This is a genomic window from Mucilaginibacter pankratovii, from assembly GCF_014773265.1.
Lineage (GTDB): Bacteria > Bacteroidota > Bacteroidia > Sphingobacteriales > Sphingobacteriaceae > Mucilaginibacter > Mucilaginibacter pankratovii.
This window is the reverse complement of the sequence record NZ_JACWMY010000005.1, coordinates 184833-203643: the sequence shown is the minus strand read 5'-3', so window position 1 is coordinate 203643 and position 18811 is coordinate 184833. Positions and strand designations below refer to the sequence as shown.

The following is an 18811-nucleotide window of genomic DNA, read 5'->3' as shown; positions in this document are numbered from 1 at the left end:
AATTGTACCAAATATAAAAAAAACGCCATTGCAATTGCCATGGCGTTCAATAATTCTTTTATAGAAAGTAAAATCAAAAAATACTTAATGTAAGTATCTTGTCCCAACTAATATATAGTTACCTTAATTTTTACCACCTCGTTAATGACGTCGTCCTTGCGAGGGAAGCGAAGCGACGAAGCAATCATCGGCAGGCAGGTCGGATTTGCAAGTCACTCTGCTTGCCGAGGGTTGCCGCGCTTCGCTCGCAATGACGAAAAAAAATAAACATTTGCTAAATCGATTTATTAAATCTTTTCTTATTATTGTCTATCCAATTCATAATCTCCATGAGAGCCTTGTTTACATTCTTATTATTCGCTTTTTCGGTTCAATTTGCTAATGCGCAAACTACTCCTACTTCCACCGCTCCAAAACAATGGCACTCCTATTGGATAGCAGCGCAGGGCGATAACGGCACCAGTTATGGTGTATTTTATTTCAGGAAGAATATTGAGCTGGCTGTTAAGCCGGGCTCCTTCATTGTGCATGTATCGGCAGATAACCGTTATAAACTGTTCGTGAACGGTACCCTGGTTTCCCTTGGCCCCGCGCGCGGCGATACCTATTATTGGAACTATGAAACGGTAGATCTTGCGCCATATCTCTCCGCAGGGAAAAATACCGTAGCCGCGCTGGTTTGGAACGAGGCAAATTATAGTCCCGCCGCGCAGATAAGCGTACGCACAGGTTTTATTTTACAGGGGAATTCGCCGGCAGAAGAAATATTAAACACCAACGATACCTGGAAAGGCATCCGCGATATTGGTCATCAGCCGGTCCCGGGTTACTTTTTTGCCGCCAGCAAAGGCGAAATGGTAGATATGAACAAAGCGGTTAAAGGCGATTGGACCGCCCCTGGTTTTGACGACACTGCCTGGCCATCGACATCTAAGCTGGCCGATGGCAGACCTAAAGGCACGGCCTGGGGAATAGAATGGGCATTGGTACCATCGTCGCTGCCTGCAAGGGATATGGTATACCAGCGCCTGGTTAAGGTACGCCGTGCAGCTGGTGTAAACAGGCCACAAGCGTTCCCTGCGGAAAAGGTGCCGGTAACCATCCCGGCAAATACCCTTGCTACGTTAATACTTGATCAAACTTTTCTAACCAATGCTTATGTTACCTTAAACTTCAGCGGTGGCAAAGATGCCGGCATCTCTCTTGGCTATGCCGAATCGCTTTACAAAAAAGGCAGTAATGGCGTTATTAAAGGTAACCGCGACGATGTAGACGGAAAAGAATTTGTAGCGAGGATAGACAGCCTCACAGCCGATGGCAGCGCGGGACAAACATTCACCACATTAAACTTTCGTACGTACCGATACATCAGGCTTATCGTAAGAACCAAAGATGAGCCACTGGTTATAGATGACCTTTACGGTACTTTCACCGGTTATCCATTTAAACGCGCCGCGGTGTTGAATACCGATAAAACCGAAATGACGCAAATGCTGGATATCGGCTGGCTTACAGCGAGACTTAACGCCTGGGAAACCTATACCGACTGCCCGTACTACGAACAGCTGCAATACATTGGCGATACTCGCATCCAGGCCATGGTATCGTACTACAACACCAGCGACGACCGCCTGGCGCGTAACGCACTCAACCAAATGGATCATTCCCGCTTACCCGAAGGCATAACAGCCAGTTGTTACCCGTCGCGCGGCACGCAGGTGATCTCGCCATTCTCGCTATGGTACATCGGTATGCTGCACGATTACTGGATGTACCGCGGCGATAACGATTTTATCAGGAACAAACTGCTTGGCGAACGCGGCGTGCTCGATTTCTTTAGCAAGTATCAGCAGGCAGATGGCTCGGTAAAGAACACCCCGTATTGGGCCTTTGTAGATTGGTCGGGCAATTTTGCAGGTGGTGTAGACGCGAAAGATGGCACCGCAGCTATTTATGATTTGCAATTGCTGTGGGCATACCAGTGGGCGGCAGAGATGGAGGCAAAAATTGGCCTGCCGGATTACGCGAAACTATATAACCAAAAGGCTGCGCAGTTAAAGGCAACCATACAACGTAAGTACTGGGACCCGGTTAAGAAACTGTACGCGGATACCAAAGAGAAAAATGGTTACTCCCAGCACGCCAATTCGCTGGCTATCCTAACCGGCGTGGTGAGCGGCGCGGATATGAAAGCTGTAGCAAGCGGGATGCTGAAGGATACCAGCTTGATCCAATGCTCGGTTTATTTTAAATATTACCTAAACCAGGCATTGGTAAAAGCAGGCCTGGGTAACGATTATATGAACTGGCTGGGCATCTATCGCGAAAACATCGCTATGGGCCTTACTACCTGGGCCGAGTATTCGGATGTTAACACTTCCCGCTCTGATTGCCATGCCTGGGGCGCAAGTCCGAACATCGAGTTCTTCAGGACGGTATTGGGAATAGACAGCTATGCGCCGGGCTTTAGTAAAGTGAAGATAGAACCGCATTTGGGTACGCTTACTAATATCAGCGGCGATATCCCGCACCCCAACGGTAAAGTAGCAGCCGGTTATAAGCTGGAGAAGGGCAAGTGGACGATAAACATCAGCCTGCCGAAAGCCACAACGGGAATATTTGTGTGGAAGGCGAAAACATATCCATTAAAAGCAGGGAACAATTCTTTTGTGATTTAAGATTTGGCGAAGAGCAGCGCTACGCCCTGCTCTTCGAACCCGACGAGTTTATCCGCGCTTGCGTTGGTGACGACGGCACTAATAAGGTTGAGCCCGGCAAAGTTTAGGTAGGTTTCTTTACCGATCTTTGCCGCATCGCAAAGCATGTAAGTATAGGCGCTATGGGTAGCGAAGGCGGTGGTAATGCCCGCTTCTTTCTCGCTATTAGCAAACAGGCCGTTAATGGAGATCCCATCAACCCCTAAAAAAGCTTTGGTTGCCCGGTATTTTGCAATGTGCTCATTGGCGGTGGTGCCGTGTACAGCCTGTCGTTCGGCATCCAGTTCGCCTCCTATAATATTGAGGCTAACCGTGCTATCCTGTAACTCATAAATTACAGGAAGGGAGTTTGTTATCACTTTTATCTTCTTGTTTTTAATGAACTGGCAAAGGCGGAATACCGTACTGCCGCAATCCATAAAAATAATGTCACCATCCTGTATCTGTGATGCTGCTACGCGGCAAATAGCATCTTTTACGGCCGCGTTCTGCGCGGTTTTGTTGGCAAAGGTGTACGGCTTCTCATTTGGGTTTACCTTAACAGCGCCCCCATGTGTACGGTAAAGCAGGCCGTCGGCAGCCAGTTGGTTAAGGTCGCGCCGGGCGGTAATTTCCGAGATAGCCAGGTCTGTGGCCAGCTTTTTTATATCTACCTCGCCCTGTTTATCCAGCTCCGCTAATATTTTTTGCTTCCTTTTTTGAAAGTTCATTTTATTATGCTTTAATTTGTTCAAATATAATCAATAATAATCAAATTCGTTCATTTATATAGATGAAAAATATCAATATACTAAAAACCGAAATCCTCTCCAACAACTGGTACACGCTTAAAAAACTGACGTTCGAGGCCACCCAAAACGATGGGACAACCATTACGCAGGTACGCGAAGCATACGACCGCGGCAACGGCGCTACCATACTGCTTTATAACAAGCTGCAGGGTACGGTTATACTTACCAAACAGTTTAGGATCCCGACCTACATTAATGGAAATGAAGATGGCATGATGGTAGAGTGCTGTGCTGGCTTACTGGATAATGATAACCCGGAGGAATGCATCCGGCGGGAAACTGAAGAGGAAACCGGGTATAAATTATCATCGGTACAAAAGGTGTTTGAGGTGTATATGTCGCCTGGCTCGGTAACCGAGATCCTTTACTTTTTTGTGGCCGAATACGCCAGTGGTATGAAGGTGAACGATGGCGGAGGCGCCGCCGATGAACACGAGAACATCGAAGTAATGGAGCTGCTTTTTGCAGATGCCATCGCCATGATAAAAACCGGGGAGATCCGCGATGCAAAAACCATTATGCTTTTACAACACGCACAAATAAACAATTTAGTGTCATGAAAAAATCTTTAACAATTCTCATCGCAGGCCCCTACCGCTCCGGCACAAATGACGACCCCATCCTGATGGCGCAAAATTTACAGCGTATGGAAGAAGTTGCCCTACCCTTATTCCGTGCCGGGCACATCCCTATTATTGGCGAATGGTTTGCACTGCCATTACTAAAACAAGCCGGCTGCAAATATGCCGGGGATGAAATTTATGAAGAGATCTCCTATCCCATCGCCCGCCGTTTAATTACCCGCTGCGATGCCATTTTTCGCATAGAAGGTGCATCAAAAGGGGCCGATGGCGATGTGAAGTTTGCTGAAGATATGGGCTTGAAGGTTTATTATAGTTTGGAGGAGATTTTAAATGCTTAGGCTAATTCGTATTAATTTGGCTTAAGCTGTATCACATTACAAATCATTAGTTACTTTTGGGTAGATATATCCCTCGTCTATATGAAAATTGCGCTCTTCCCCGGTTCGTTCGATCCTGTTACCAAGGCCCATGTGGATATTGTAAAAAGGAGTGTAGGGTTGTTTGATAAACTTTACATCGGCATTGGCGTAAACACCAGTAAACAGGGCCTGCTGAGCGTAGGCAAGCGCGAAGATATGCTACGTGCGGTTTTCGCGCATGACGAGCGCATCCATATTATAGCCTACGAGGGGCTTACCGTAAATTTTTGTAAAAGCATCGGTGCCGATTATATGATCCGCGGAATACGCACCGTAAGCGATTTTGAATACGAAAAAGCCATCGCCCAGATGAATCACGCTCTGGAACCCGAAATTGAAAGTATTTTTATTGTGAGCAAGCCGGGCTATTCTTCCATCAGTTCCAGCATCGTGCGAGAAATTATCCGCTACAATGGCGATGTTACCCAGTTTATGCCTAAAGAGGCGCTTCCCTTTCTTTAATCAGCTCCGCTTTCTCCAGCACATCCATAATAGATGGGAAAGTATTGCTTATAATGGCCGCCACCTGTTCGCGGTTAAAAAAGCGTACGGCGGTTATGCCTTCTTCTATCTGTGGTACCAGTTTGGCTTTGCCTTTGTGTTTCATTAAATACCAGTGGGTTTTCTTTAACACGGTTTTGCCCTTCCACTGGTACATATGGTAGGTTTTGCAGATCTTATCCTCCAGGCTGTTTACTTTTATGCCGCACTCTTCCTCTACCTCGCGTACAGCGGCAACTTTGGTTTTCTCGCCTTTTTCTATCTTACCTTTTGGCAGGTCCCATTTTTCGTTGCGGTAGATAAACAGATGCGTACCATCTTCATGCTGAACAAGGCCACCCGCGGCCTCAACCAGCTTAACGGTTTTGGTGGCTTTTTTCAGGAAATCCTTAGGGTCATCAGTCAATACAAAAAAATATTGCCCGGGGCTATTATCTACCCACGGATAAATTAATTTCAGATCAAAATGCTCAGCATCAATCCGTTGAAATTTTTCTATTTGCTCTGGCGCCTCGGCGGTTAGCAAAATCACTTTTTCGTTAATATAAATTCTGTATTTTTGAGCCATGTTTACCAATAGTGAGACCGAACAGCAGGTTGCCGAGTTCCTGCTGCAAATTAAAGCAATAAAATTACAACCTAATAATCCTTTTACATGGGCTTCGGGCTGGAAATCGCCAATTTACTGCGATAACCGCATTACGCTTTCATTCCCTACTATCCGCACCTACATCAGGCAGCAATTATCATCTGTTATACAGGAGAAATTTGGCGCTGTTGGCTGTATTGCAGGCGTTGCCACTGCGGGGATTCCCCAGGGTGCATTGGTAGCGCAGGAATTGGGCTTGCCATTTATTTACGTACGCGCTAAGGCAAAGGAACATGGTACCGGCAGTTTAATAGAGGGCGAAATATCTACCGATAAACGTGTGGTTGTAATTGAGGATCTTATCTCTACCGGTAAAAGCAGTTTACAGGCAGTTGCCGCCCTGCGCGATGCCGGTTACAACGTTGCCGGCCTGGCCGCCATATTCAGCTACGGGTTCGACCTGGCCGAAGAGAATTTTAAAAATGCTAAATGCCCGTTTGTAACGCTGTCTAACTATACCGCCTTGCTTAAGTACGCCGAAGAAAAACAATACATTTCTGAAAGTGATATAGAAATACTGAAAAAATGGCGTGAAGAACCTTCAACCTGGGGACAATAACATATGAGCGTATTTGAAAGTAAAGTGCTCGTAAAAAAACCGGTGAGCGAAGTTTACGCTTTCCTGGCAGATATGAGCAATCATGGCAAACTAATGCCCGAAAACGTTATTGGCTGGACATCAACCGCCGATGTGGCGAGTTTCGAGATCCAGAACATCACCAAACTTAGCCTCAAAATACATCACCGGATAACCAACAGAGAAATTATCATCATTCCTGCCGAAAAACCACCGTTCGATATGGAATTGAAATGGGTGCTTGCCGAGAGCGGCGCCGATACCGAAGCTACCTTTACTTTAACGGCTAACCTTAATATGCTGATGAAAATGATGGCGTCGGGCTCGTTACAAAAGCTTACAGAAAACGAAACCCAAAGACTAACTGAGATTTTCAGCTGATCTTTGGGCTTGCTTGGGGGCACAAAGTGTATTATATATCTTAATATACTTCTCGTTCGTGATTGTTGCGCAAGGCCATCACAATGTTGATGACAACTAAACAGATAATGACAGATCCCATAACTTTTGAATAAAATCGGTTAAATTAAAGTACACTCTTACAAATATCAAGTCAAAGGCTGTTCCAAAAAGGTAGAATTGGTTTATGTGTTTATTAACGGCCTAAAAGTACATTTAGTTTCCAATATTGAAACTAATTTGTGCAATACTTTACACACAAATCGTTACTTTTTGGGGAATTTCAGTTATTGCTACCAAAAACTTTTTTCTTGGCAATTTATAGAGGATTTTAATGCTAAATGCGAGGTTTTTTAGCCAAATTTTTACGGAAATAAAAAGTGTATTTTTCACACGTATTAAAATCTCTTCATGTTAGCAATACACTATGTATATTCATGCTAATAAATTAAGTATTTAACCGTATTTTTGCGGAAATTATAAGTGCAATGATCACGGTTTCTAATCTATCCCTTCGTTATGGCAAACGCACGCTGTTCGAAGACGTCAATCTTAAGTTTACACAGGGTAACTGCTATGGTATTATCGGCGCAAACGGCGCGGGCAAGTCTACTTTTTTAAAAATATTATCAAAAGAGATCGATCCAAGCAGCGGATCGGTGAGTTTTACGCCCGGCGAGCGCATGGCTGTATTAAGCCAAAACCACTATGCTTTTGACGAGTACACTGTTTTGGAAACCGTTATGATGGGGCACAAAGAGATGTACGCCGTAATGAAGGAAAAAGATGCCATCTATTTGAAGGAGGATTTTACCGATGCCGATGGCGAACGAGCCGGCGAGCTGGAAAATCTTTTTGCCGAAATGGATGGCTGGAACGCCGAAAGCAATGCCGCTACCCTGCTGAGCAATTTGGGCATTAAGGAGCAATTTCATTACCAGTTGGTTAAAGACCTGGATAATACACAAAAGGTGCGCGTATTATTAGCACAAGCTTTGTTTGGTAAACCCGATATCCTGCTGCTGGATGAGCCAACCAACGATTTGGATATCCATACCGTTACCTGGCTGGAAGATTTCCTGGCATCGTACGAGGCCATTGTTTTGGTGGTATCGCACGACAGGCACTTCCTGGATACCGTGTGTACCCACGTGGTAGATATCGACTTTGCTAAGATGACCATCTATACCGGTAACTACACCTTCTGGTACGAATCGAGCCAATTGGCCCTGAAACAACGCAGCGACCAAAATAAGAAGACCGAAGACCGCGTGAAAGAACTGCAGGAATTTATCCGCCGTTTTAGCGCAAACGCCTCAAAATCAAAACAAGCCACCAGCCGTAAAAAGGCTTTGGATAAAATAAACCTGGATGAGATACAGCCATCAAACCGTAAATACCCCGGCATTATCTTCAACAATCTGGGCCGCGAGGCTGGCGACCAAATACTGCAGGTTGAAAAACTGAGCAAAAGCCTTAACGGCGAGGTGTTATTTGCCGATGTAAACCTGCTGGTTAACAAAGGCGATAAAATAGCTATCTTATCAAACAACAGTTTGGCTACAACAGCCTTGTATGATATTTTAACCGGGCGCGATAAAGATTACAAAGGCAGCTTTAAATGGGGCGTTACCATTAACGCGGCAGATATCCCTATTGATAACGCCGAATACTTTAAAGGCAAGGACTTGAACCTGATAGACTGGCTGCGCGAGTATTCGCCCGGCGAAAAGGACGATCAGTTTATCCGTGGCTTTTTAGGCCGTATGCTGTTTAGCGGCGAAGAAGTATTGAAGAAAAGTAATGTATTATCGGGCGGCGAAAAAATGCGCTGCATGTTTAGCCGTATGATGCTGCAACAAGCCAATCTTTTATTATTTGATGAGCCAACCAACCACCTCGACCTGGAATCGATCACAGCGCTTAATAATGGCTTGAAAGACTTCCGTGGCACCATCTTGTTCACCTCGCGGGATCATGAGCTGGTAGAAACCGTTGCCAACCGCATTATTGAGATAACCCCTGGCGGCGCAATTGATAAGTTGATGACTTACGATGAGTATATCAACAGCGATGTGGTACAAAAACAGCGCGAAGAAATGTACGCTACGGCGTAACTAAAGGCTGTATTTATCCGTCTTGCAGGTATGAAGTATTTAGTTTTTATTGCCCTGTTTATTTTTACAGCCTTATTTGCCCATGCGCAGGTATTTGATGGTATTGTAAAAGATGCGAAAACCAACCAGCCCCTGCCCTACGTTAACGTAGGCATTATTGGCAAGGCGGTTGGTACCGTTTCTGATGCGGATGGTAAATACAGTATTTCTTTAACCGGCCACGATGCCGATAGCTTGCGAATCTCGATTATCGGTTATCGCCCGCAATCGTTTTTAATTGCCGATTTCAGAAAAGGATACGGCTCCTATAAAAGCATCAGCCTACAGCCGGATCTGCGCGAAATAAAGGAGGTGCGTGTTACCAACCACAAATGGAAACAGGTTGTATTGGGCAATACAACTAAATCGCAATCTACCAACGCGGGGTTCACCAGTAATAAGCTGGGTAATGAGATAGGAGCCATTATTAAAATAAAGCGTGCGCCAACTTATCTTAAACAGTTCAATGCTTCCATAGCCGGCGATGTAACCGATTCGGTACAGCTGCGCCTTAACTTTTATACCGTGAAAGACGGTTTGCCCGATAAGCCCCTGCAGCTACAAAGCATTTTTGTTGCCGTTAAAAAGGGCGACAAAAAAATAACTGTAGACCTTGAGCCTTATTTAATAGTGGTAGAGGATAAGTTTTTTGTAAGCCTGGAGTGGATAAAAAATGCGCGCGGACATGGCATTATGTTTTCGGCGAGTTTGTTTAGCAGCGCCGTTATCTCGCGCGAAACCAGCCAGGCAGGATGGGAAAAAGAAGGAATTGCCGGTGTTGGGTTTAATGTATTGGCGGAGTATTAGCATTTGCTATTTGTTTAATAACATAAAGCTGTATATTTGCAGCCCGGTAAAAATATGACTTGGTAGCTCAGCCGGTAGAGCAACTGACTCTTAATCAGTTAAAGCCGTTGTTAAACGTCTGAATTTGATGTTTACGAGCTATTTTCCACTTGATTCTTCTGATTTGTTTGCACACTGTTTGCAAATGAAGTTGACCATAATTCAATCATTATGGTTACTTATAAATTGGCCCTCGACGAACGTAGGGCTAAACAAGATGGTACATTTCCTTTAGTTGTACGAGTTACCTTCAATCGAAAGGTAAACGCTTATCAAACCGGTATCTACCTCAAAACAGAGCACTGGGACAAATTCGCTCTACAGGTTACGAAAGCAAACACAAATGCACTCGCTTTGAGTAGTAAAGCAACAGAAGAATATCTCAAAATTCAAAAAGCAATCCTAAAAGTTGAAAGTGAAGGGGAATTCACATTTGATGCACTAAAGGATATCCTCTACCCTACGCAAGTTAAAAAAATGAAAGAAAAGTCCTTTAAAGAGTTCGCGAACGATGTGATGAACGATATGAAAAAGGTCATGCGAACTGGAGGTGCATACGTTTACCAAACAGCCGTGAACCGTTTGATAGATTATTGCGATGATGAGGCAATAACGTTTAGTAAAATAGATTATACGTTCTTAGAAAAGTTCAAAAACAGTCTTTACCAACAAGGACTAAAAGAGAACAGTGTCGGTAACTACTTTCGCACGATAAGGGCTTTATACAACAAGGCTATCAAAGCAAAGATAGTGTCTCGGGAACTTTACCCCTTTAATGATATCCCTATAAAAACTGAAAAGACGGCTAAGCGCGCTATCAAAGCGGATGAGGTATCTAAGCTTTATGATTATCCTAAAAAGACCAACTCTCAAGAATGGCATGCAGCTAATTACCTCTTCTTAAGCTTTACATTGAGAGGTATATCGTTCACTGATTTAGCATACCTGAAACCGGGTAACATAAAAGACGGTTGCGTAGTCTACCGTAGAAGGAAAACTAAAAAGCTGTATAATATAAGGCTACATCCAGTTGCTTTAAACATCTTAAAGCTATATGAAAATGGCGAGAACGGGTACCTCCTACCGGTATTTCCTAAAGGCATGATTGAGGATGGCGAGGAATCAAAAAAGATAACACGTCAGTGGATTAAGACCACCAATAAGTATCTTAATCGTATAGCAGAGCAATCAAAAGTTGGCGGTAACATAACAACATATGTTATACGTCATACCTGGGCTACTATAGCAAAGCGTCTCGGTTATTCAAATGAGCTGATTGCGGAAGGTATGGGGCACGAATACGGAAACAAAATCACCAACATCTACTTGGATGAATTCGACCAAACCTTAATTGAAGATATGAACGATAGGGTTATAACTAGCGTGATACCATGTCCAAAACGGGTGGTTTATCAAGGCAAATATGTGTTGAAGGAGCCTAACCGAATAAGTTTACACATCAATTTGAGCTCAATTAAATTTCACTGTACACGTTAATTTAATAATCGGCAGGGTGGGAAACTGCCCTGCTTTTTTTATCTTGGTGCCAATGTCAGAACCAGTAATAGACTTCATAGACCCCACTCCCTATATAGACCTGCTAAACGTTGATTTGGCAATATTTACGTTAATTAATCCTGAGTATAAGGATCTGGATAGAGATGATTTCACTTTGAATGGAGTGAAAGTAACTTGTCTTGACATTCAATTTCCGTCAAGCATCGTTAATCATGACCCTCAACTGCTAGATTATAATGAAATATATCATAAATATGCCAGCTCAAATAAGACAGAGCGTGACTTAATCGGTTATCGCGAAGCACTCCGTGAACTCAACAAACGAATAAGCGATAAAATCAGGGATACATTCATGAATTGTATTAACCCAACGTCGCAATTGGGATCCCAACTAGTTCATTATTTTGATACCTTACTATTTGCTACGCTCTTTTTGTATGATAAACTATGGGATGCGTATGAAACTGATTTTGCGGGTACTGTCTCAGTGAATAACAGCATTCGTGACCTAGATTTCAGAAAGCAGCCCCATTATTATAGAGCCCATCAACAAGTTAAATATATAAGTACCTTGCTTTATGGTTATTACAAATCAGGTAAAGCTCCTGCGGAAATCAATATTATTTCAAATCATAAACCTCATATTCAGAATGACCCAATCCTAACGAGTTGGGTTCTGCAGTCATTGATTGAAAGTATCCTTAATAACAAATTACCAATATCTACTGACTACTATGGTGTACAATTGAAAAATATCATTTCTAAATTAAATAACTCGACCGATAGCGAAGCTCTAACGCAATTAAAAGATTTGTCTAATTCCAACCCTCCTGTTTTTGTTAATGCAAAACGCAAAGTAACTCGGCGATTTTGTTTGGAACTTCATAAAGTTTTCTGTCATTATACATCCCCTAATGTTAATAACATAACAATACCACATTTAACAGTTTACGTCAACATTTTAAAAGAATTTAAGATGGACGACTTTACAACGCATGAACGTATACCTACAACCGCCTCAACTAAATCTCGCAAGTTTCTTTCAGAAGAAAGGTTAAGAGAATTATTAACTCGTGAAGATAAGCCTGCCCAGTAAGGTACCCAAACGTTTTTGAATTCTTACTTGCATTAGCATTTCGACATTTGACCAAACCTTAATGAGAAACAATGTTGTTGATCATTTAAAGCAGGTTGAATTCGGTTATGTCTTTTATAAATGAACGCAGAGGCAAAAACGCCTCTGCAACAAGTAACAAATCCGTCTTAACTGCGGCGATGTGTTTGGCTAAGTACATCCAACCCAAAACACTTCTCGATTTTGTCGATGTGGGACGCTTCGACGATGTGTCTGATTTGGACAAGTTTATCGTTAAACTCAACGAAAACGGAAAGTACAACTTCCCTCGTAAAGTGCGCCAAGACAAGGGCGGCTTAAACTACAAGTATATTAGCGTACTTGAATCTAATGGACCAGAGGGCTTTAAGGTTGTCCTTTTGGATAATATGGACCAATTCCTTAGGGACTACCATTTGGGTCTCTTCACCATAAATTTTACATTAGAGGATTTGGCAAAAGAAGCCGAAAAAGCTTAACACACTACCCGACAGCTTATTAGTTGTCGGGTTTTTTATTAACCATCTAATTATAATATATGGAACCCATCATAATAAAACTCCCATCAGGAAAATACCTAAGTGAAATAGAACCGTTTAAAAGCCAAGGAATTGACACAGATAGCCAATATCATAAAACAGTTCCGGGTGTAGGTATTACAACTTTTGCAATTCGCTATTTTGAAAGTAACTTGATAGAGACATTACCTAACAGACCGGTAGTTGAAGCTAAAGGGAAAGAGCATAATGAATTGTTTCCTGAACGGCCCGTGATTGCTGTCTACCAAGGAGTTACCATAGCCAAAATCAAAGCATACCTGTTATCGGATATTAAATACAAAAAAATAGTTACAACCCCCGAGGGCTTTATTTATAAAGTTGTAGAAGCTTTCCGTGAAATATATGGCGACCTAGCGGTATTGTATGCCGAGTATTTCATGTTGATTGATGAATCTGAACGTATAGTTACTGACGTATCCTACCGAGGGGATATTGCCGCACCGTTAAATCATTTTTTTTATTTCAAGAGAAGGGCGCTTGTATCGGCGACAACCCTACCGTTTAGTGACCTGCGGTTCAATCCGTTTAAAAACTACATCATTGTGCCACAATTTGACTATTCCGTTGATATAAATATTTTGAACACGAATAATGTAATTGAATCTTTAAAAATGAGACTTGCACAGTTAAATAGTGACCACGTAAGTATATTCTTTAATTCAACTAAAGGAATAAATGCAATTGTTAAAGCCTTAAACCTAAAGAGTAACTATATGGCATTCTGCTCAGAGGATAGCGTTGTAAAACTAATTAGAGATGGGGTGCCTTTTGAACGAGCAACGGACGACTTCCACGTCAATAAGATGCTTAAATCAAATTTCTTTACAAGTAGGTACTTTTCTGCAATAGATATTAAGGTCGATTATAAACCTGACGTAATACTTATAACTGATGTTTTTTTCGCTGCACACAGCATTCTTGACCCTAAGACAGAGATAATTCAGATTGCTGGTCGTTTCCGAAACGGAATCAACAGTTATACCCACATTACCAATTTCAACCCTAATCTACAGGCAAAAACACCAAAAGAGGCACGATTTTATATTAATGGACATTTAGATGCTTATCAAGGATTTGTTCAAAGTTACAAGAGGGCAACCAACTTGGGCGAAAGGGATGCATTACAAAAAGCAATTACAGACTCTAAGGCACACTCATTTTATGATGAAAATGGAAACCTTAATGATGCTATGGTAGACAATTTTATTCACGAAGAAAGGGTAAAAGAATATTATAAAGATGTAAGTAACTTAAAGTCGGCATATGCAGAACAAAGCAAATACTTTGTTAGCACTTACTCAGAAGATATATTTGATGCCGGCGATAAAGACCTATTTGATTTGAAACATAGCACATCTAAAAAAGAGATGCATCAGCAAGTTGCCAGGATGCTGTATAGGTACAAGATTAAATCTCATTTTCATTTTATCTTGTTTAAGCCGACAAACATAATTTCAAAATTACGTGAGCAGTTTTCAGATATAGCCTTAGGTGTAGACAATCTAGACGAATCCACCCTCGAACAAACCGACTTTGTAGGCTCGAAAATTAAAAAAGCTGTTTCAGAGGCAAAAGATCTAAAAGAAGTTAAAGCGCTAGCTCCTCATATCTACCAGTTGATTGAACCTTATCATACACATGTTCAAACGGAATTAGTTGAGCTAATGCACCAAGCTTATCAAAATGCAAATGTAAAACGCAAAGTGGTTGGTCAGCATATTCTGTTATTCTTTGAAGGGGATCGGTCTACAGAGTTAAAGAAAAACGTATATAAGCTCCGGGATCGAAAATTTGAGTATGCAGAGTCAAATCAGTTTTTTTGAGTTTTAATATTATATAGGAAGTTAAAAACCTGAGTTGGAAAATGAATCTATCTATCTATCTATCTATCAATTCAGAATTTCTTAAAATTTATGCTTTATACAGGTAGATAAAATCTTGAGTTAAGCAATAGGGTTACCATTCGGTAGCCCTATTTTGTTTCTGACCTTCTGCCGAGATTGATACTAAATAGTCACTTATAATTATCGTTTACAAGTTGACTTTTAATTCGAGAGTTGGGCCAAGTTCAATACATTCATTTAAAAGGTAACCAGGACAGCTACCTGAAATTTAGAACCTCCCCTTCCCATTCGGAATAACGGAACAATAACCTATTAAATGGCTCTATCACAAATTTTACTACATATATTTTTTTTTGAGTGGCTTGCGCTCGATTTGATCGTTCCAAACATTACCCCCTTGCCTGTGTCCGATGGAGTTCGATATGTTCTATAGCCTTCAAGCACAGTGACTGTCCCAATCGGGCAGATTGCATGCCCTTTGAACTGCGTTCAAATTCCACTTGAAATCCATTAGCAATGCTGCCCAATTCAGGTCGCCACTTTAGCCTGTGGCTACAAAACATCACAATTTCTATCACCAAATCAAACCAAAACCATGCAAACACAACCGAAAACAGACCAAAAGCTGATATCGAAATATCAGAAAGCTAAGCTTACTAACCATACGTCGACCCAGCAAAAGAGGCGCAATACCATCCGGGAAAAGCACTACTTCGCTGTGCTCAACCACATTAAAGAACTCTATCAGCAATTACCAGGCACAGCTTATTTTGATGTTGACCATAAGGAATCTCAATTCGGCAATCCCATTCACCACTTCATTACCCGTGATTTCAGATGGTTTCTCGCTTGCGATGAATGCTGGGATTTTGCAATAAGTTTCCAGTTCGAGAATTGCCCACTTGAACAGCAAATAAGAGCGCTAATCGCCTCGCTGCCGCGAAGCGTGCACGCCGAAGAAACCACTTACCTAAGAAGCTTACCTAAGTTCTTTACCCTTTGCACTTTGCGGATTGGTTCCCAATCCATTCAGAAATTCTAATTGAGAGCCCGACCCAAAATCGGGCTCTTTCTATCTCCTGTGCATCTAAAGCGCCTCTATAAAACTATTACAAGCCACCTCATCACTTTTCAATTAAAACCCAACAACTACTATGTCTAAAAAATCATTCATCAAAAAACGCTGGAAAGCTATCTCAAACAGCACGCATCCAAATAACTACCAAGCCCTCGTTGAAGCTCAAATCTCATTTTATGAAGAGGTTACACGCAAAGTTGTAGAACTATACATAAAGCCTGGCAGTGCTTATTTCTTCGGGAACTACAAGGATGATGGTTCGGAGCCATTCAAAATCTACAGTTTCATTTCGCCAACATTTATGTGGTGCATTGAATGCACACTTGACTTTCAAATGGTACTCGAATATGAGTTTAACAACTGCCCATACGAGCAGCAGATTTGGCTACTATTCGAAGAGTTTCACTTAACTCAATTTGTAACTCGAAAAGAGCGCGATTTAGCTGCATATTTTAAAGGCGTGGTTGCATACCAAGACCCTAAATACATCATCACAAAATCTTAACTCAAATAAATCATGGATAAACAATTATTAGCTTTTATAGGCGAGTTACCGCAAGAACGCATATACGTTTACGTGCAGTGGGCAGAAGCAAACGAATTGCAAGCTTATTCCTGGTTCAAGCGGGAGTGTTTAATGCACAACGAGTTTTACGACTCTGAATTTCAGGATCGGTATTACGCTGTGCCGGCTAAGCGCTTGTTTGAGGTCAAAAATGATCCAAAAGCAAACCTCATTGCAAAGACTGTTAGGGAGTAGTGGCTGCGGCCCACTAACTCATTAAAAGGTAACTGCTACAGTTGCCTCTACAAATCAATTTCAAAATGCTTGGTAAGTCCCTTACCAGGCATTTTTCATTTTATCACAAATCATAAACCCTTTAACAATATTCAAAATGAAACACGACCCTAAACTCAAAAAGAACCAGTTAACTTATAATAAGTCAGTTGGGCTGGCATACTTCGTTGTGCTTAAACAAGCCAAACAAATGCTTTCTACGCTGGAGCCGGAAGAATTACGCTACACATTAGAGCGCGAAGACAATGCTACTTCTCAAGCAGGCGCTATAATTCATGAACTCGTTAATCCCTTAATTTATTTGCGGTTGGAATGCAGCAATGAGGACGTTTTGAGCATCCACTTTGGTATTGAACAAGTTACCAACCAAGAGGGCCTTAGCGCAATTACTTCAAAGCTGATAAGGTTGGTTTACAAGCACACAGCTAAGGAAGCAACCGGTATCAATATAGAACGTTGCGTAAAAACCGACTGGCTTATTAACTCTTGCTCTGAACTTTATGAATACATTGAAGAGCGGAATAAACACCACACTTTTAAACAAATAAAATATAAAGTGACAGCAGCGAGGAGAAAACTAATACTTGCAGTGGCTTAGTTAGTGGGAGCTTCGGCTCCTACTTTAAAGGTTTGTCAGGTATGAAATCTTTGACTGAACACTTGAATACTATTGCCAGCTTGTTTAAGTGATTAAGATTGTATTTGGTAGGCGATTTTGAACTTTCAACTTGTCCGATGAAACCATTAGACACATCTAATTGAGCAGCAAGTTCAGCTTGGGACAAACCCAATTCCTCCCTTTTTTCTTTGACCTTATCGATTACGTAAGCCTCAATAGCTGTTTTCTGGTTCGCTCCCATCAAACAACGAAAGAAGAAAAACAAAGCCCAATTATTGCTTAGTAATAACTAAGTATTTCTTATATTCGCATGAAGTACCCTGCTTGTAATTCGACTGAGCTGCGATTACCTAAACCAGTTACTTAAGCATATCCATATTCACACTATTATTAAATTAACAAAACTTTTAACTAAAAGATTACTTATGAAAGGACTTTTTTTTCTAGCCGCATCGATGCTTATTGGGTTAACGTCATTTTCACAGACTTTGAAGATAACAGGATTAGAGGCATCGGTACAAAAGCTTTATGACAACCACGCACCAAGAACATTAGGTAAGTCGATGGTCATTGCAATATACGATAACAGCGCATCTGTAAAAGTTGGCGTTGAGCAGTTAGTGTATCTCCAAAAAGTTTCCGACAGCGTCTACTCAAACACAACATACAATACAGACCAAACTGAAAGTTACACTTATTCTCTTACAGTTACAAAAACGGCTTTTGTAATGACTTCAGCAACATTTACTTGGAGGGTGCGTCAAATAAAGTCACCGTATCAAACAGCGAATTACACTATTACAGGAAAGCGATTTTAGCAAGCAGCGTATTGTAAACTTCAATGATTACTTAAAGAGCCTACTTCGGTAGGCTCTTTAAGTATTTAAATAGTCTGTACCTTTAAATACCTAAATAAATCCTATAATGTCCACACTCAACCTCCCTGCCATCAAACAAAGTCTAATAAAGAAGACTGACGACCAGCTTATCAAAATATTATCAACCAGCCAAAATGATTACGAAGTTGGCGTTATGCCTATAATTAGAGAAATTCTATTGGACCGAGGTTTGTCAGAAGTAGAACTGCACAGCTACGACACTGCTTATTTGTCCTCAAAAAATAACGTAGCAAACCAACCACGAATACATTCTCCAGCCTCTTTTGTTGCCAGGCTCTGCCAGTATGTTATCGACCATTTAGCGTTTTTTGGGATATGCTACCTTTTACAATTGTCATTATCCATTTTGGGAGTGCTTACGGATGCAGCCTACGATGCAGGCTGCTTGGCATTATACCTCCTTTATTATTGCATTTCGTTAGGTACTAACAGTGCTACACCCGGCATGAGTGCTCTTGGCCTCAAAGTCGTTACAAAAGAAAAAGGCGACCTTAATTATGAACTTGGATTTATTCGAGGAGTATTCATGCTTCTTAATTTTTTTACGCTTCAATTAGGCCATATGTGGATGCTTATAGAAAAAGACAAGCGGACTGCAGTTGATATTTTTTCTAAAACAATGGTTGTCTATGACAAGTAGCTATTTAAAGCCTACGTATTCGAATCTCAACGAAAACATAGTTAACTTTAGGAAAACTTGCAACCAGAACCATATTTCACCATAACCCCCAAGAGTTGTTT

General features: G+C 41.7%; 21 protein-coding genes. 18 read left to right on the top strand and 3 right to left on the bottom strand.

Annotated elements, in window-relative coordinates:
• Positions 1-329: 329 nt before the first annotated feature.
• Positions 330-2678: an alpha-L-rhamnosidase-related protein gene (locus IDJ77_RS11625; protein ID WP_191189121.1), complete on the top strand. Its 2349-nt coding sequence runs from the start codon at positions 330-332 to the stop codon at positions 2676-2678.
• Here IDJ77_RS11625 and IDJ77_RS11620 read toward each other — a convergent pair.
• The gene (locus tag IDJ77_RS11620) at positions 2675-3427 is read right to left on the bottom strand and encodes a DeoR/GlpR family DNA-binding transcription regulator (protein ID WP_191189120.1); all 753 of its coding nucleotides are present in this window, start codon (positions 3425-3427) and stop codon (positions 2675-2677) included. The genes IDJ77_RS11625 and IDJ77_RS11620 overlap by 4 nt on opposite strands.
• 62 nt (positions 3428-3489) lie before the next feature.
• Here IDJ77_RS11620 and nudK point away from each other — a divergent pair, with 62 nt between their 5' ends.
• The 3 genes from nudK (at position 3490) to coaD (ending at position 4973) form a co-directional block, all read left to right on the top strand.
• Entirely contained in the window at positions 3490-4068 is a 579-nt protein-coding gene (nudK, locus tag IDJ77_RS11615; RefSeq protein ID WP_191189119.1) for a GDP-mannose pyrophosphatase NudK, read from the top strand.
• Positions 4065-4430 (top strand): DUF4406 domain-containing protein, encoded by a 366-nt coding sequence (locus IDJ77_RS11610; RefSeq protein WP_191189118.1) that lies wholly within the window; start codon positions 4065-4067, stop codon positions 4428-4430. Before nudK ends, IDJ77_RS11610 begins: the two co-directional genes overlap by 4 nt.
• An 81-nt stretch (positions 4431-4511) precedes the next feature.
• Complete coding sequence (gene coaD / locus IDJ77_RS11605) at positions 4512-4973, top strand: pantetheine-phosphate adenylyltransferase (RefSeq protein WP_191189117.1); 462 nt, start codon at positions 4512-4514, stop codon at positions 4971-4973.
• Here coaD and IDJ77_RS11600 read toward each other — a convergent pair.
• Positions 4948-5580, bottom strand: a complete 633-nt coding sequence (locus IDJ77_RS11600; protein ID WP_191189116.1) for an NUDIX hydrolase — start codon at positions 5578-5580, stop codon at positions 4948-4950. The two genes, coaD and IDJ77_RS11600, sit on opposite strands and share 26 nt — an antisense overlap.
• On the opposite strand from IDJ77_RS11600, the gene pyrE reads away from it, so the two are divergent.
• The 12 genes from pyrE (at position 5579) to IDJ77_RS11540 (ending at position 17150) form a co-directional block, all read left to right on the top strand.
• Complete coding sequence (gene pyrE / locus IDJ77_RS11595) at positions 5579-6220, top strand: orotate phosphoribosyltransferase (protein ID WP_191189115.1); 642 nt, start codon at positions 5579-5581, stop codon at positions 6218-6220. The genes IDJ77_RS11600 and pyrE overlap by 2 nt on opposite strands.
• Positions 6221-6223: 3 nt before the next feature.
• Complete coding sequence (locus IDJ77_RS11590) at positions 6224-6619, top strand: SRPBCC family protein (RefSeq protein ID WP_191189114.1); 396 nt, start codon at positions 6224-6226, stop codon at positions 6617-6619.
• A 506-nt stretch (positions 6620-7125) separates the two neighbouring features.
• Complete coding sequence (locus tag IDJ77_RS11585) at positions 7126-8754, top strand: ABC-F family ATP-binding cassette domain-containing protein (RefSeq protein WP_191189113.1); 1629 nt, start codon at positions 7126-7128, stop codon at positions 8752-8754.
• Between the two features lie 30 nt (positions 8755-8784).
• Entirely contained in the window at positions 8785-9600 is an 816-nt protein-coding gene (locus IDJ77_RS11580) for a carboxypeptidase-like regulatory domain-containing protein (protein ID WP_191189112.1), read from the top strand.
• Between the two features lie 210 nt (positions 9601-9810).
• The gene (locus IDJ77_RS11575; RefSeq protein ID WP_191189111.1) at positions 9811-11136 is read left to right on the top strand and encodes a site-specific integrase; all 1326 of its coding nucleotides are present in this window, start codon (positions 9811-9813) and stop codon (positions 11134-11136) included.
• Between the two features lie 52 nt (positions 11137-11188).
• The gene (locus IDJ77_RS11570) at positions 11189-12253 is read left to right on the top strand and encodes a hypothetical protein (RefSeq protein WP_191189110.1); all 1065 of its coding nucleotides are present in this window, start codon (positions 11189-11191) and stop codon (positions 12251-12253) included.
• A 107-nt stretch (positions 12254-12360) separates the two neighbouring features.
• Complete coding sequence (locus tag IDJ77_RS11565; RefSeq protein ID WP_191189109.1) at positions 12361-12750, top strand: hypothetical protein; 390 nt, start codon at positions 12361-12363, stop codon at positions 12748-12750.
• Between the two features lie 59 nt (positions 12751-12809).
• Positions 12810-14654, top strand: a complete 1845-nt coding sequence (locus tag IDJ77_RS11560) for a hypothetical protein (protein ID WP_191189108.1) — start codon at positions 12810-12812, stop codon at positions 14652-14654.
• Between the two features lie 616 nt (positions 14655-15270).
• Positions 15271-15717, top strand: a complete 447-nt coding sequence (locus IDJ77_RS11555) for a hypothetical protein (RefSeq protein WP_191189107.1) — start codon at positions 15271-15273, stop codon at positions 15715-15717.
• Between the two features lie 112 nt (positions 15718-15829).
• A complete protein-coding gene (locus tag IDJ77_RS11550; RefSeq protein WP_191189106.1) occupies positions 15830-16258 on the top strand; it encodes a hypothetical protein in 429 nt (142 codons plus the stop codon).
• A 12-nt stretch (positions 16259-16270) separates the two neighbouring features.
• Positions 16271-16513, top strand: coding sequence for a hypothetical protein (locus IDJ77_RS11545; RefSeq protein WP_191189105.1), 243 nt, complete (start codon positions 16271-16273; stop codon positions 16511-16513).
• Between the two features lie 136 nt (positions 16514-16649).
• A complete protein-coding gene (locus IDJ77_RS11540) occupies positions 16650-17150 on the top strand; it encodes a hypothetical protein (protein WP_191189104.1) in 501 nt (166 codons plus the stop codon).
• Positions 17151-17169: 19 nt separating this feature from the next.
• On the opposite strand, the gene IDJ77_RS11535 is transcribed toward IDJ77_RS11540, so the two are convergent.
• On the bottom strand, positions 17170-17412 hold the full coding sequence (locus tag IDJ77_RS11535; protein WP_191189103.1) for a helix-turn-helix domain-containing protein: 243 nt from the start codon (positions 17410-17412) through the stop codon (positions 17170-17172).
• 184 nt (positions 17413-17596) lie between these two features.
• On the opposite strand from IDJ77_RS11535, the gene IDJ77_RS11530 reads away from it, so the two are divergent.
• Both IDJ77_RS11530 and IDJ77_RS11525 read left to right on the top strand, forming a co-directional pair.
• A complete protein-coding gene (locus tag IDJ77_RS11530) occupies positions 17597-17989 on the top strand; it encodes a hypothetical protein (protein WP_191189102.1) in 393 nt (130 codons plus the stop codon).
• Positions 17990-18095: 106 nt separating this feature from the next.
• On the top strand, positions 18096-18710 hold the full coding sequence (locus IDJ77_RS11525) for an RDD family protein (protein WP_191189101.1): 615 nt from the start codon (positions 18096-18098) through the stop codon (positions 18708-18710).
• The last annotated feature ends 101 nt before the right edge of the window (positions 18711-18811 follow it).

Excerpts from the sequence above, each read along its gene's own strand:
- IDJ77_RS11570 (WP_191189110.1), top strand. The coding sequence starts at position 11,189 with ATGTCAGAACCAGTAATAGACTTCATAGACCCCACTCCCTATATAGAC.
- IDJ77_RS11525 (WP_191189101.1), top strand. The coding sequence starts at position 18,096 with ATGTCCACACTCAACCTCCCTGCCATCAAACAAAGTCTAATAAAGAAG.
- IDJ77_RS11545 (WP_191189105.1), top strand. The coding sequence starts at position 16,271 with ATGGATAAACAATTATTAGCTTTTATAGGCGAGTTACCGCAAGAACGC.
- IDJ77_RS11560 (WP_191189108.1), top strand. The coding sequence starts at position 12,810 with ATGGAACCCATCATAATAAAACTCCCATCAGGAAAATACCTAAGTGAA.
- IDJ77_RS11575 (WP_191189111.1), top strand. The coding sequence starts at position 9,811 with ATGGTTACTTATAAATTGGCCCTCGACGAACGTAGGGCTAAACAAGAT.
- IDJ77_RS11535 (WP_191189103.1), bottom strand. The coding sequence starts at position 17,412 with ATGGGAGCGAACCAGAAAACAGCTATTGAGGCTTACGTAATCGATAAG.
- coaD (WP_191189117.1), top strand. The coding sequence starts at position 4,512 with ATGAAAATTGCGCTCTTCCCCGGTTCGTTCGATCCTGTTACCAAGGCC.
- pyrE (WP_191189115.1), top strand. The coding sequence starts at position 5,579 with ATGTTTACCAATAGTGAGACCGAACAGCAGGTTGCCGAGTTCCTGCTG.
- IDJ77_RS11620 (WP_191189120.1), bottom strand. The coding sequence starts at position 3,427 with ATGAACTTTCAAAAAAGGAAGCAAAAAATATTAGCGGAGCTGGATAAA.
- IDJ77_RS11530 (WP_191189102.1), top strand. The coding sequence starts at position 17,597 with ATGAAAGGACTTTTTTTTCTAGCCGCATCGATGCTTATTGGGTTAACG.
- nudK (WP_191189119.1), top strand. The coding sequence starts at position 3,490 with ATGAAAAATATCAATATACTAAAAACCGAAATCCTCTCCAACAACTGG.
- IDJ77_RS11565 (WP_191189109.1), top strand. The coding sequence starts at position 12,361 with ATGTCTTTTATAAATGAACGCAGAGGCAAAAACGCCTCTGCAACAAGT.
- IDJ77_RS11550 (WP_191189106.1), top strand. The coding sequence starts at position 15,830 with ATGTCTAAAAAATCATTCATCAAAAAACGCTGGAAAGCTATCTCAAAC.
- IDJ77_RS11585 (WP_191189113.1), top strand. The coding sequence starts at position 7,126 with ATGATCACGGTTTCTAATCTATCCCTTCGTTATGGCAAACGCACGCTG.
- IDJ77_RS11540 (WP_191189104.1), top strand. The coding sequence starts at position 16,650 with ATGAAACACGACCCTAAACTCAAAAAGAACCAGTTAACTTATAATAAG.
- IDJ77_RS11555 (WP_191189107.1), top strand. The coding sequence starts at position 15,271 with ATGCAAACACAACCGAAAACAGACCAAAAGCTGATATCGAAATATCAG.
- IDJ77_RS11625 (WP_191189121.1), top strand. The coding sequence starts at position 330 with ATGAGAGCCTTGTTTACATTCTTATTATTCGCTTTTTCGGTTCAATTT.
- IDJ77_RS11600 (WP_191189116.1), bottom strand. The coding sequence starts at position 5,580 with ATGGCTCAAAAATACAGAATTTATATTAACGAAAAAGTGATTTTGCTA.
- IDJ77_RS11580 (WP_191189112.1), top strand. The coding sequence starts at position 8,785 with ATGAAGTATTTAGTTTTTATTGCCCTGTTTATTTTTACAGCCTTATTT.
- IDJ77_RS11590 (WP_191189114.1), top strand. The coding sequence starts at position 6,224 with ATGAGCGTATTTGAAAGTAAAGTGCTCGTAAAAAAACCGGTGAGCGAA.
- IDJ77_RS11610 (WP_191189118.1), top strand. The coding sequence starts at position 4,065 with ATGAAAAAATCTTTAACAATTCTCATCGCAGGCCCCTACCGCTCCGGC.